General features: G+C 65.9%; 11 protein-coding genes and 1 pseudogene. 6 read left to right on the top strand and 6 right to left on the bottom strand.

Annotation, left to right across the window (positions count from 1 at the left end; translation table 11 throughout):
* Window positions 1–583: 583 nt before the first annotated feature.
* The gene (locus tag U5640_RS12935) at window positions 584–1,360 is read left to right on the top strand and encodes a hypothetical protein (RefSeq protein ID WP_340375977.1); all 777 of its coding nucleotides are present in this window, start codon (window positions 584–586) and stop codon (window positions 1,358–1,360) included.
* A 58-nt stretch (window positions 1,361–1,418) separates the two neighbouring features.
* Here the strand turns inward: U5640_RS12935 and U5640_RS12940 are convergent, their stop codons facing one another.
* The 4 genes from U5640_RS12940 to U5640_RS12955 form a co-directional block, all read right to left on the bottom strand.
* Window positions 1,419–1,778, bottom strand: a complete 360-nt coding sequence (locus tag U5640_RS12940; protein WP_340375978.1) for a hypothetical protein — start codon at window positions 1,776–1,778, stop codon at window positions 1,419–1,421.
* Between the two features lie 198 nt (window positions 1,779–1,976).
* Window positions 1,977–5,051, bottom strand: coding sequence for an HsdR family type I site-specific deoxyribonuclease (locus tag U5640_RS12945; RefSeq protein ID WP_340375979.1), 3,075 nt, complete (start codon window positions 5,049–5,051; stop codon window positions 1,977–1,979).
* A gap of 1 nt (window position 5,052) precedes the next feature.
* Window positions 5,053–6,258 (bottom strand): restriction endonuclease subunit S, encoded by a 1,206-nt coding sequence (locus tag U5640_RS12950; RefSeq protein WP_340375980.1) that lies wholly within the window; start codon window positions 6,256–6,258, stop codon window positions 5,053–5,055.
* The gene (locus U5640_RS12955; protein ID WP_340375981.1) at window positions 6,251–7,765 is read right to left on the bottom strand and encodes a class I SAM-dependent DNA methyltransferase; all 1,515 of its coding nucleotides are present in this window, start codon (window positions 7,763–7,765) and stop codon (window positions 6,251–6,253) included. The genes U5640_RS12950 and U5640_RS12955 overlap by 8 nt, the downstream gene beginning before the upstream one ends.
* Before the next feature lie 674 nt (window positions 7,766–8,439).
* Here U5640_RS12955 and U5640_RS12960 point away from each other — a divergent pair.
* The 5 genes and pseudogenes from U5640_RS12960 to U5640_RS12980 all read left to right on the top strand — a co-directional run.
* Window positions 8,440–8,748, top strand: a complete 309-nt coding sequence (locus U5640_RS12960) for a hypothetical protein (protein WP_340375982.1) — start codon at window positions 8,440–8,442, stop codon at window positions 8,746–8,748.
* 5 nt (window positions 8,749–8,753) lie between these two features.
* Window positions 8,754–9,308 carry a hypothetical protein gene (locus tag U5640_RS12965; RefSeq protein ID WP_340375983.1) on the top strand — a complete coding sequence of 185 codons (555 nt, stop codon included), beginning with the start codon at window positions 8,754–8,756 and terminating at the stop codon, window positions 9,306–9,308.
* The gene (locus U5640_RS12970) at window positions 9,301–9,603 is read left to right on the top strand and encodes a Mur ligase domain-containing protein (protein ID WP_340375984.1); all 303 of its coding nucleotides are present in this window, start codon (window positions 9,301–9,303) and stop codon (window positions 9,601–9,603) included. Before U5640_RS12965 ends, U5640_RS12970 begins: the two co-directional genes overlap by 8 nt.
* Before the next feature lie 113 nt (window positions 9,604–9,716).
* Window positions 9,717–10,400: a hypothetical protein gene (locus U5640_RS12975; protein ID WP_340375985.1), complete on the top strand. Its 684-nt coding sequence runs from the start codon at window positions 9,717–9,719 to the stop codon at window positions 10,398–10,400.
* Window positions 10,331–10,477: pseudogene (locus tag U5640_RS12980) on the top strand (DUF6087 family protein); the annotation flags it as partial. The gene U5640_RS12975 and the pseudogene U5640_RS12980, both read left to right, overlap by 70 nt.
* 201 nt (window positions 10,478–10,678) lie before the next feature.
* Here the strand turns inward: U5640_RS12980 and U5640_RS12985 are convergent.
* Window positions 10,679–10,900 (bottom strand): hypothetical protein, encoded by a 222-nt coding sequence (locus tag U5640_RS12985; protein ID WP_340375986.1) that lies wholly within the window; start codon window positions 10,898–10,900, stop codon window positions 10,679–10,681.
* A 401-nt stretch (window positions 10,901–11,301) separates the two neighbouring features.
* Window positions 11,302–12,219, bottom strand: coding sequence for a hypothetical protein (locus tag U5640_RS12990; RefSeq protein ID WP_340375987.1), 918 nt, complete (start codon window positions 12,217–12,219; stop codon window positions 11,302–11,304).
* Between the last annotated feature and the right edge of the window lie 264 nt (window positions 12,220–12,483).

Below are 12,483 nucleotides of genomic sequence, written 5' to 3' on the forward strand. Positions count from 1 at the left end.
TGTCTTCTCCTCGCCGGCGATCTCGGCCGGGGACTGAGCATCGGGCACTAGCCCAGCACAACCAACACCTGGGCACAGTGTCTGTTGGTGTTGGTCACTACCGACATCTACTGGAACAGTGCCTGGCAGAAGCTGAAGTCTCCGCAGTTCCGCACGGGCCTGTAACTCGCCCAGTGGGTTCACGTTTTCACCCAGGTCAGGGAGCAGCTGCCGTACCGGCGCCAGTTCGCCGTGCCCGGCTTCGTCCGACGCCACATGGGCAACCTCACCGATCGGGACGTGCGCTTGTGGCGGCTGGTGGCGGCGGCCGTGATCGGGGCGGGAATCGTGCTGCCGCCCGCGCTGCTCGATGCCGTACGCCGTCGCCGCCGGCATCGGGATGCACGCGGCCTTCACCTGTCTCAAGCCCCGTCAGCTCATCACCTTCTCGGGCCTCACGCTCGGTACATACGTGGCCTTCGCTGCCTGACACAATTTCCGGACGTCTTGTGGAGTCCCCCCGGCGCAGGTGGTGATCCGCATCGAGGCCGCTCACCGTGCCCCGGCCCCGGCAAGCCCCTGGCCACTCGGGCATACTGCCTCGGTGACACCGCCCAGGATCGGCGAGGTAGCCGAAGCACGCGTCGCCCGCTATCTCCAGGAGCGGGGCTACACGTTCGAGGTGGAGCCCGAGTTCGGCACCGGCCGCCACCCGGACTACCTGATCACCGCAGGTGATCACACTCTCGTGGCCGAGGTGAAGGCGTTCGAGACGTACGGGATGTTCGAGAACGCCGTTCCGGGCCAGGTGATGTCGCGCTCGCTGACGGAGGCCCTTGCGCCGATCCGGAAGCAGATCAAGAAGGCCGCCGGCCAGCTCAAGGGTCTACGGGACCGAGGCTGGCCACTGGTCATCGTGCTCGACAATCCCGGCGGCCGACCGATCCCCTTCGATACCCCGCACATGGTGCTCTCGGCGATGTACGGCGACCTCACGATGGAGGCGCCCGTGCTGGCGGACGGGTCTCTGGGCGACTTCCGCGGCGTCGCGGGCCGTAATGGAAGCCTGCGGACCGACCATCCGTACATCAGCGCCGTCGCGGTCATGCGGCGGGAAGACCACTCTGCCTCTTGGGCGGGAGCCTGGTTCGACGAGAACCGAGCCCAGTACGACGACGCCCAGTCCATGGCCGCCGCCTTCGCCGAGGCGAGCAGGGACGCCCCCGAAGGGGACGAGCTCTACCTGGAGGTCTTCGAGACCCTCAGCCCCACTGCCGTCCCGCTGCCCCGGGACGTGTTCGACGGTCCGCGGGATCGCCGCTGGGTCCCGAACGCGGACCGCACGGCGCTCATCCCGATGTCCGGAACTGCCGAACGCTGAGGGCAGGGCGCACCGCCCGGCCGCGATGCGGCCGATAGCACCGCGCGTGGGCCGGTCGTCAGTGGTCTCTGTTGGCCAGCCACCGTTCGGCGTCGTCGCCGGTGCCGATGGCTGCGATGGCGGTGGTCTCGCGCTGCTCGGCCTCGCGCCACCGGGTCACGGCCTCGCGCGCCAGGTCCTCGTAGCGCAGCGGGTCGGACAGGGAGAGACGCACGAGCAGCGGTGCCTTGCGGCGGTAGTGGGTGCCCCACTCCTCCAGCGTCGGCGGGTTCTCACCCTCCTTGGCCCGCAGGCGAAGGGCGGACGCGTCGGCGTGGAGCACCGCCAGCTCCAGCTCGGCCTCTTGCTGCTCTTCGAGTGCGAAGGGGCCGGAGTGCGCGCGGATATGATCCCGAGTCAACTCGTACTCCGACTCCATGGCCCACTTTGCCCCTCCGCCGACTGTTCCCGGCTGTGATCGTCTCCGGAGGCGACCGTAACCGAAGGGCCGCCGGGAACCCTGTTCCGGGTCTGGTTCGTCTCCTGTACCTGTGCGGCCGCGGGCTCCGAACTGCGGCCCCGATTCACGACCGGAGGTCGGCGTTGCCCCAATCCGTAGGCCGGATCTCTCGCGCCTCTAATAATTCTCCCGCACGTACTCGTACGTCCGGTCGAACAGCTCACCTTTGATCGGCAAGCTGTACTCCTTCAAGACGGAACGCAGCTCGCGACGGACGCGTTTGTCGCCCGCGTCACTCGTGCTCCAACCGGCGTAGGCGACTTCGACGACGATCGAGTCGATCCGCGAAACTATGTCGGGGACGATCTTGTGCAGTCCCGGTGGCGTGTTCTCCTCGACGATCTGGGTGAGCGCCCCGCGCTTGGGATCGGCCAGCCGGTCGAGCGCACTCTGGTCGCCCTGTTCCGCTGCCCTGTCCGCGGCGACCACATCTTGAGCGATCTTCAGCGCTTCCTCGAGGAACGCCAGCGAGTCCTCGACGTTCTCGATCGCCTTGGCACGGAGCCTCTCGATCCGCTCCGCCAGCGACCGGTACGCCGGGCTCTCCGAATCCGCGAGCCGACGCCTAAGGCGCGCCTCGATGGAGTCGAGGACCTCCTGGTACACGTCATCGGACTTCGGCTCCGGCGTCTGCTGCTCGGAGAGCTTCAGCTGCTCGGCGATCTTCTTCACCAGCGCCAGGCCGGCAGCGTCGAGCGTGACGGTTTTCGACGGCATCGACTTCACACCAACATCGGTCATGTGACCGTGGATCAGGCCGGTGGTCTTCGCGCCGAGACGCGCCCAGAGGAACGTCTTGGAGACGTCCTTGGGCCGGATCGACTCGTACACCTTCGCGAGCCAGAAGTACTGCCGCTTGAACGGCTGGAGCATCGGGTGCGGGTCGAGGAACTCCCACACGGTCTGCAGCGCGACGTAGGTCTCGATGAACTCGGTGCGCTGCGCGCCACCCTCGGGGATCCGCTCGTGGGCCTCGGCGAGCGACTCGAACGACGCGTCGCTGGTGTCGATGCCGTCGAACAGATGGAGCAGACGCGTGAGGTCGGTGACGAACTTCCCCGCCAGCTTGGAGGCGTCCGTGACGTTGAGTTCCTCTTCGTCGCCGTCCTTGACCTCTGGACCGGCAACAGCCTTGCCGATGGCCTTCGCGAGCCCGATGTAGTCGACGACCCGCCCGTAGTCCTTGCGCTGCCCGGTGACGGGGTTCTTCCACGGGCGGTTGGGCCGCGTGATCGTCTGGAACAGGTTCGTGTCCTTGGCGGGCTTGTCGAGATACAGCACGCCCTCGATGGGCGCGTTGAAGCCGGTCATCCACTTCGCGGTGACGACGATGAACGACATCGGGTCGTCGACCTTCTTGAAGCGGCGCTTGAGCGCCTCCTCCTGCTCCGGAGTGAGCAGGTGCTTCTTGAACTCCTTCGGGGTCTCCTTGCTGTCGGCGACGTGCATCACCACACCGACCTCGCGCATCCGCCCGTCCGGCATGACGGCCTCTCGGCGCTCCAGCTCGGCCTCGATTGCCTTGGTGTAGGCGATCACAAGGCGCTGGTTGTAGGCCACAACCTGAGCCTTCTGGCCCAGAGGCGCTACGTAGGTGAGGAAGTGGTCGACGATGTCTGTGCACACGGCAGCCACGCGCTCGGAGTTGGAGAGGATCGTCTCGATGTGAGAAGCCTTCCCCGACAGGAAGACCTTCTCCTCCTCGTCCAGGCCCTCCTCTGTGGCCAGCTCGTCGAAGGCCTCGTCCAGGGCCTCCTTGTCGAGGTTGAAACCGACAGCTCGGCCTTCCACGATCACCGGCTTGGTGAACCCATCGGCGATGGACTGCTCCGGCGTGTACCGCGACATCACGAAGTCCGGATCGTCAGGGTCGCCGAACAGCTTGAACGTTGAACGGTCCTTGTCCTGGACCGCGGTACCCGTCGCGCCGAAGAACTTCGCGTTCGGCACCGCCGCGCGCCACGCGTCGCCGAACTTCCCCTCCTGCGAGCGGTGCGCCTCGTCGACGAGGACCACGATGTTCGACCGGTTGTTCAGATGGCCGGCCTCCGCGAACTTGTGCACCGTCGTGATGACCACACCGGATTCACCGCTGCGCAGCAGAGCGTGCAGCTCGCGCCGGTTGCGGGGCACCGTCATCCGCGGCATGCCGGCGGTTTCGAACATCTCCGCCGTCTGCCGGACCAGATCCTTGCGGTCGGCGATCACGATGACCGTCGGCGCGCTCCCGAACTTCCCCGTCACCGCGTCGTCGCGCAGCAGACGGGCGGCGGCGAACGCCATGAGTTCGGTCTTGCCCGATCCCTGGTGATGCCAGATCAGTCCGCCTGGACGGCCTGCGAGCACCTTGGCGTGGATCGCCAGCGCGGCCTCGAACTGCGGGTAACGAGGCAGGAACTTGATGTCGACCTCGGAGGCGTCCCGGGCGTGACGGAACATCACCAGGTCCTTGAGGATCGGCAGGATCGTCTCCGGCCGCAGCAGCAAGCGCGCGGCCCGCTCGACGCGAGCCGGGCCCGTGACGGTTTTCGGGTCGTCCTCAGTGGATCCCCACGGGGCCCAGATCTCGGAGTCGGGGTCCGGTATCGCACGGACCGGAGCCATGCGGAATTCCAGGCCCTCGGTGGCGACGTTGAAGACATTCGTCGCGAAAAAGTTCGGGTACTCCTCCTCGTACACGTCGTAGAGGTCCTTCGCGGCGTTGACCCACGAGACCTGATGCTTCACAGGCGTCTTGGTCTCGGCAACGACCAGCGGGAACCCGTTGACGTAGTAGACGACGTCGAACCGGCGCGGCCTGGCAGCACCGTTGACGGTGACCTCGTCAGCGACAGTGAAGCGGTTGTTGTCGAGGTTCTTGAAGTCGATCAGCCGACGAGGCACATGCCGTCCGTCGATCGTCGTGAACGAGTGGTCGCCACGAAGCATCACGGTCAGCCGCTCGTTGGCCGCAACGAGACCGTTGTGCGCATCGAGGACAGCCTGATTGAGCTCATGTAGAACGAGGTCCGCCGACTCAGGGTCGTCGACCAGCTCCGGGTTCAGCGCGAGCAACGCTTCGCGTGCCCAGTCCTCGACGATGACGTCATGCTCATCGCGCGGTAGCTCGTCCCCTTGGAGACGCCCCCAGCCGGCCTCCTCCGCCCACTCGAGCAGTGAACGCTGGATCGTGCTCGCTTCCGTCCACCCCATGTCAGGACACCTCCGCGAGTAGAGCGTCGTACGATTCCGGGATCTCGATTTCCTGGTTCAGGAGGGAGGCCATCAGCGCCGAACGGAAGGCGCGGAGATTGGCAAGTTCCAGATCCAGGTCTGCTACTGCGAACGCGACAGCATCACAGTGCTGAACGTACTGGGCTTGCTCCTCAAGCGATGGAATCGGTAGACGCAGAGAACCCAGCAGGGCCTTATTAATCTTCCTCATCGATGCGGTCCCACGCGCTGATGCTGTGATAGTTGAGCGCACCGACGGGGAACACAATAGATGTGCCAGAAACGTCGCCTGACAAACCTCGGGCTTTGTTTGAATTCGCCAGATAAGGTCAGGTAGGTAGGTCTGAGGAGCTACGTTTCGCGCGATTGCAGCATAGCCGACGCGATCGAATGAACCACTGGCTCTAGTGATAAGAAGGTCACCCTCTGTCACTAGATGGGCATTGGTGTAACTCGCCAGATCGGCAAGCCGCTTTGCTTCGGTGCTCACGAAAGCGCCAAGTTGGATTGCACTCAGTTTCAGGACAGCCGGATCTCCGCTTCGCGGCTTTTCATCCGAAGTCTGAACACTCTTTCCGCCTTGGATTCCGGAAATAATGCTGCGTAGTTCATGTTCGGTGCCTTCGGGATGCGCGTCGCGAACGAGTGCCAGCAATGAGGCCGCTTTCTGCCTCTCTGCATCCAAGCCGTAAATCTGTGCATCCACCGATGCCATAACGTCGACAATGCGGCATTGCTCCGGCAAGGACGGGAGGGCAACTTCAATCGTCAAAAAATCGGCAGGCTTGACCCGTTCCCGCCTGCCGCCCATGCCGGTCGACAAGGCCTGCAGTTGCTCCCACAGCCGTTTTGTGGTGGTAAGGAGCCGAAAGTATTCAGGAAGCATTCGTTCGCCGCAGGTGAAAGTGGGAAACTCTTGCGACGCGTAAACCTCCCCCAGATCGTTAGGAGCAACGGTGATCGCTCCTTCGAACGCCTTCAAGCGGCTGTAGACGATCTGGTTCGGCCGGATGCGATTCAGCGTCTTGTACGAGGTCTCATCGCCAGCGATCGATTCCCGGAACAACAGCCCCCGACCGCGGTTCAAGACACCGACGATGTCATAGGAGGTCGTCGCCATGCACGGGACCGCGTCGACGTCCAGCGCGATGACCTCGTCGAGCCGGACCCGCTCCCACTCACTCACTGGACACCCCGAACACGCTCACGTCGATGCCTGCCGCTGCGAGCCGCCTAAACATGACGGTCTCGGTGTCGATGCGGTGCTGCCGGGCATCGGCATACGCCACGAGCGCACTACCCAGATCGGCGGTCTCCTCGGCAGCGACCTTGATGTAGCGGCCAATGTTCAGGTCGAAGCCGTTCTGCTCGATCTCCTCGAGCGGCACCAGCCGGACGTTCGCACCGCCCTCACCCGCTGAGTCGCTACCTGCCTGGTAGGCCCCGATGACAGCTCTGACGTCATCCTCGGACATCAGGTTCTGCTTCTTGCCCTTGGCGAACCGCGCCGAGCCGTCAATGAAGAGCACGTGATCCTTGCGCTCAGCTGGCTTCTGGTCGCGGAAGATCAACAGGCATGCTGGGATTTCGGTCGAGTAAAAAAGCTTGGGTGGCAGCCCGACGACGGCTTCCAGGACGTCCTTCTCGATGAGGCCCTGGCGAATCTTCGCCTCCGCACCTCCGCGGAACAGCACGCCGTGGGGCATCACCACACCGACGCGGCCGGATCCAGGCTTCATGGACGAGACCATGTGCTGGACGAAGGCGTAGTCGCCGTTCTTCGCGGGCGGAACGCCGCAGATGGCTCGCGGGTCCGAGGACCAGCGGTCCGCTCCCCAATCCGCCAGCGAGAAGGGCGGGTTGGCGATCACGACGTCGAACCGGCGGACAGCACCGCTGGGAGCCTTGAACGCCGGAGCGCGGAGGGTATCTCCGCGCTTGATGTCGAAGTCCTCGATCTCGTGCAGGAACAGGTTCATCCGGGCGATCGACGCCGTCGTCAGGTTGATTTCCTGGCCGTACGCCCTGAGCGTGCGGTGGTCCTTGCCGGACTCGCGCAGCTGGTTGATCGTTGCGACCAGCATCCCGCCGGAGCCGCAGGACGGGTCGTAGACGGACTCGCCGGGCTCAGGCTGGAGGATCCCGACGAGCAGGTTCACCACCTCACGGGGCGTGAAGAACTCGCCGGCCTTCTTGCCCGACTCGTCGGCAAAGTTCTTCAGCAAGTACTCGTAGCCCGCGCCGAGCAGGTCGTGCGAGACCGTCGACGGATCGAGCTTGATCTTGTTGAATGCTCGGATGAGCCCCAGCAGTGCCGACTCCGGGATGCGCTCCTGGTTGCCCCACGAGGCGTCGCCGAAGACGCCGGCGAGCGAGCGGGGGTTGGCCATTTCGATTCGCTGGAAGGTCTTCGCGATCTCCGCACCGAGGTTGGTGACCTTCTCGGTGACCTCGCTCCACAGCGTGCCCTCGGGCAGCTCGAACCTGTGGAAGTCAGCCTCGATCTCGTCGTCGAGGTCGTCGCCGTACGCATCGAACGCCGCGTCGTGCTCGTGAACCCAGGTGTCGCTGATCCACTTCCAGAACAGCATCGGGAAGACGTAGGTCTTGAAGTCAGCGGGGTCGACGGGGCCGCGGAGCGCGTTCGCGGCGTCCCACAGCCGGGCTTCGAGCTCTTGCTGAGTGATCGTCACAGAGATGAGGTCCTTCGTTGAAGACGGTGCCTCGATTATGGCGGAGGGCACTGACATCTCGGGAGGCCGATACGGCAGGCAGCAGCGACCTGCAGACGATGACCAGTGCCCACGCTCCGAACCGAGCATGATCACAGACACACTGAGGCTGGATCTCTGCGCCTCCGCATCTGAGTCACGGCGTATGAGACGGGCCTTCTCCTCGGAGCGGAACATGAAGGCTAAAGAGGGAGGCCGAAGAGCCACAGGGTGGCCTACTCGGTGAGCTCGGGTAGGCCCTCACCAGCTGGCACTGCGTGAGCGGACAGGTTGACACCCGGGTGGACCAGGCGGCATGGAGGTCACAGCCATAGGCTTCTGATCAGCGAAAACAGGACTCTGTGGCAAGGTCCCGCACAGTTCAGGATGATCTTGCAGGCCCTCGTAACTTGCCGTCCAGAAGATCCGCCGCAACAAGCAGATCACGGCCCGGGACCTGTCGGAGCTGGAGCAGATCTTCGTCGAGGCCGGCCTCGACACGCCGACAGGCATCGACTACATCAAGGACACCAAGGGCGGCCTCGGCCCTATCCCGTGGTCGCTGACGGGGTTGGAGCGGGATGCGGATGCCCTGGCGTTCGATGCCTTCCAACCGGCCAAGCGCTGACCGCCAACAACTCCGCTTTGTCAACGAGGTGACCGACTACCTGGCACGCAACGGCACGATAGACGTCGACGCGCTGTACGAGTCCCCGTTCACTGCGCTCGCCCCTACCGGCCCCGAGGCGATCTTCGCTGAGGCCGAGGTCGACGTCATGGTGTCCGTCATCCACTCGGTCCGCTCTACTGCCGTTGCCGCGGAAGACGCGGCCTACTGTAATCAACCGGGTGCGCAGGAGAAGCGAAGCGTCAAGAAGGTGTCACCGAAGAGTGCCCCAGCAGGGTACAGGGAGCGGGAGGCTACCAGGCGCGAGTACTGGGCGAGTAGCAGTCCGTTAAGGTGATCTGTATGGCGTCTACCCACCTCGTGATCCTCGGCGAGCGTAGCGCGTTGCGATGGGTGTTGACCGAGCAGCGCATGGCTTTTCCTGCAGGGCGGGTGCGGCAGGCACGTGCTCTACACGAAGGTGACGAGGTCATGCTCTATACGACGCGTGGCTGCTTCAGGAACCCAGCCCGTGACGTCGGCCGCGTTATTGGTCATGGCGTGGTGGCCACGCCGGTGAGTGTCCTGACAGACCCCGTGCGGTTCGGTGAACGCGAGTTCACTACGGGATGCGATATCCAGATCCAGGGCCTTGCTCTGTACCGTGATGGGCTGAACCTCCGAGAACTCGTGCATGCACTTGACGTGTTCCCCAACCCGGGAAGTTGGGCTGCGAAGCTCAGGCGGACGACACTTGCGCTCCCTGCGCAGGATGCAGAGTTGCTCCGAAGGAAGCTGAAGCCTTACCTCAAGCCGTATGCGGAGGCCATTGCGGGATACAAGGAGCTTCCGGTATCTCCGTCGGTTCCCTCGCGTGGCTTGTCCGAGCCATCGCCTGCGGCAGCCCGTCATGCGTGAGCCCCAGATGCCGCTGCCGCTGGCCGGTCAGCACCTGCACTTCAACGGCCTGGGCGGCAAGGGCATCGCCCCGGCCACGTCCCTCGCCCACGCCGCGGGCATGCGCGTCACCGGCGACGACCTCGTCCCCAACTACCGCACCCGCGCGAGCGCGGCCGAGGGCATCGAGGTCACCCTCGGCACCAACACCGTCCCCGACACTGCCGCGCTCCACGTCGCTAGCGCCGCCTGGCCGTCCTGCCCGAGGACGTCGCCGCCCTCCTCGCACCCCACCTGGCCGGCCACCGGGCCCTGACCGTTCAGACCGTCGGCGAGGACGCCGACTGGAGCATCGACGTCGCCGCCGCCGACCCCACCGGCCCCGCCTTCCGCCTCGCCCAGCACGGCACCTGTGCCGGCACGTGGACCGTGCCCGCCCCGGGCCGTCACCTGGTCACCGCCGCCGCCTGCGCCCTGGTCACTTCCCTGCACCTCGGCATGGCTCCCGCCGACAGCGCCGACGCGCTCGCCGGCTTCCGCCTGCCGCGCCGCAGGATGAGCACGATGCACCACGACGACCACCTCGTCCTCGTCGACGACAACGCACGCCAGCCCGGCCAGGCCGCCGCCCTCCTCCAGGCCCACCCCAACCGCCACCTCGTGATCACCGTCGCCCCCTGGGGCCGCAAGAACCAGCGCGACCTCGGCGCCTGGGCACTCGGCCTGTCCGAGGCTGACACCGTCTGGGTGCTGCCCGTCGGCGACGCCGCCGTCCCCGACGCCGACGTCCGCCTCACCGAACTCATCCGCCTGGAGGGCACCCCCGCCTACGCGATCCGCCCCGGCGGCGACCTGCCGCTCCCGCCCGACCGCGATCGCCGTCTGAGACCATCGAGCGCATGGGCAAGCACCGCCGACCCGGCCCCCCGAACCAACCGTCCCGCGCCGGCCGCGCGTGAACGCCGACGACCCGCTCGCCGCGTACAACAAGCGCCGGCGTCCGCCGATGGACGTCCACCTGTCGTCACCGACCCGTCCACGGCGGGGCCGGACACCTGCGGCCCGACGAGCCGCGTGGCCTGGAGGAGTGGACCGGGTTCGCGTACAAGGTGACCGGCACCGCCCCTGACCTGGCGGCGGCCTGGGAGTGGGTGAACGAACTCCAGATCGGAGACGGCTCGGCTGGGTGATCGCCCTCTACAACACGCCCCGGACCCGCCGGAGCCGAACAGGACCAGGAGTGGCCGACCAGGGTGGTGATCGGCGGTTGCCCGCTCGGCCATGCGTCACGTGTTTTCGGCCACCGTTCCCGTGGCCGCTGCTTCGGGGGCTCAGCTCATGCGCCCGTAGGCCAGGCCGGCCGCGAACATGGCATCAGATGCAGAGGCCCGTCAGGCTGGCTCACGGCCGTCGGCCTGGCCCCCAACGCGCAGGTAGAGCTGGGACTCGACGACACCGTCGCCGGTCAGCCGTACGTCAGGCTCTTGCACTGTGTGGCGCTGACGGAGGCTGGTGACGATGGCGCGGACAGTCTTCTCGTCTCCGGCAGTGATCATGAGGTGAGCCACTCCGTCTTCCCGAAGAGCGGCCCAGGGGTCATCGGCGGCGGTCATCGGAACTCCTCGCAGGGTCGGCAACGCGGTCACACGGAGAAACACCCCTGCCAAGGCGCGGTTCGCGGCTCTAGGCAGGATCACCCCAACGAGACCTTCTGCCCGGGGACGACCGCCGGGCACAGCGGACATCCGAACCCAGCTCGGCAGACGCCGGCGGCCCGCCCCGAAGGCTTCGGGGTCGGTCAGGAGAACGGATGGGCGGGCGTGGCCGACCTCGGACTCGCCGGGCGCGAGGCTATTGAGAACAAGGTGGAATTTCCCCTCGATCAATACGGTCCTGCCAAATATTGAGCACGAACTCCGTCACGGTCACGGTGCCAAGCCGGTCACCTTCGTCATGCCACGGAGCCCCGGGAAGGCAGACCTCCCGGGGCTCCGTGGCGTTGTACGGCGAGGCGCTACTGCACCAGCGCTCCGAGGGCCTGCTCGGCCATCTGGACACCCATCGTGGCGGCCATGGTGGTGCCGGCCTCCAGGAGCTTGTCCTTGAGCTGGGTGGCGAACTGCCTCAGTCGGCCCGGCTCGGGGTTCTCCGAGGTCGCTTCGTCGTGGAGGTCCTGGGCGACGCGCTCCAGCTCCACACGCTCCGGCTCGGGCATGCCCAGTGTGGGGCTGATCTGTCCGACGTACCCGGCAAGCTGGACGAACAGCGTCGGGTCGACGCCGTCGGTGTTGTTCTGGGTGAAGTGCTGCTGCTCGCCGATGATGACGCCCTTGGCGTTCGGCAGGAAGTTGTTGTACGTGGTGCCGGTGCGCGCCCGGTTGGTGTGGTCTTGCACGCTTCCTCCAGACAGGGCGCAGCTGACGCCTTCAGGGGTGATGGCGACCGTGGCGGGGTCGGTGTCGATACGTTCGATGAGGTTGGGCTCCGCCAGATGGGCGAGCGCCTGATGCAGGTCAGTCCCAGAGACTGCGGCACCGGCGAAGTAGGCGGAGGGGGTCACCAGGAACAGGGACGGGTCGGTGGGCGACTGATCGCCGGCGGTGTCGAACAGCCACCGCAGGAAGGCGTCCATCGTGTAGCGGAGCCTGGCGGCGCGGTCCTGCTGCAGCTTCTTCAGTCGGCTCACCGCGATGCGGCCCGCGTCGCTGAGGTGTACGTCGGGGGTTCCGCCCATGGTGCGTGCGATCTTGACCAGGTCGCGCTGTTCCAGCTCGAAGGCGAGCACGGACGGGTCCTCACCGTCCAGCTGCTCTTCTTCGACGAACCGGGTCACGTCGACGTAGTGCGCGGGGTTCAGCTGGGCCTGTTCGTCCAGCCACATCAGCAGCCGGGCCAGGATCGGGTTGCCTTCGACAGTGTCGCGGCCGGCCATGGAGACTCCTTCGGCAGTCGCGTCCGTCTGGATCGGCACGCGGATCGGATTCCGTCGGGCTGCGCGCTCATAGCCCTTGACGATGTCCTTGACGTGTCGCTCGATCGCGCGCTGATCAATCCTGGGTTTGCGGGCCACACTGCCCTCCTGTCTCAGATACCTCACGACCAGCCTACGGAGGGGGTCTGACATTGGGCCGTCCCTTCCACCGCCGTCATGGCGGGTTGCCGGGCTGAGCCAGAGGGGCCAGTGCGGGCCAGCCGC

Source organism: Streptomyces sp. SS7 (assembly GCF_037993025.1).
Lineage (GTDB): Bacteria > Actinomycetota > Actinomycetes > Streptomycetales > Streptomycetaceae > Streptomyces.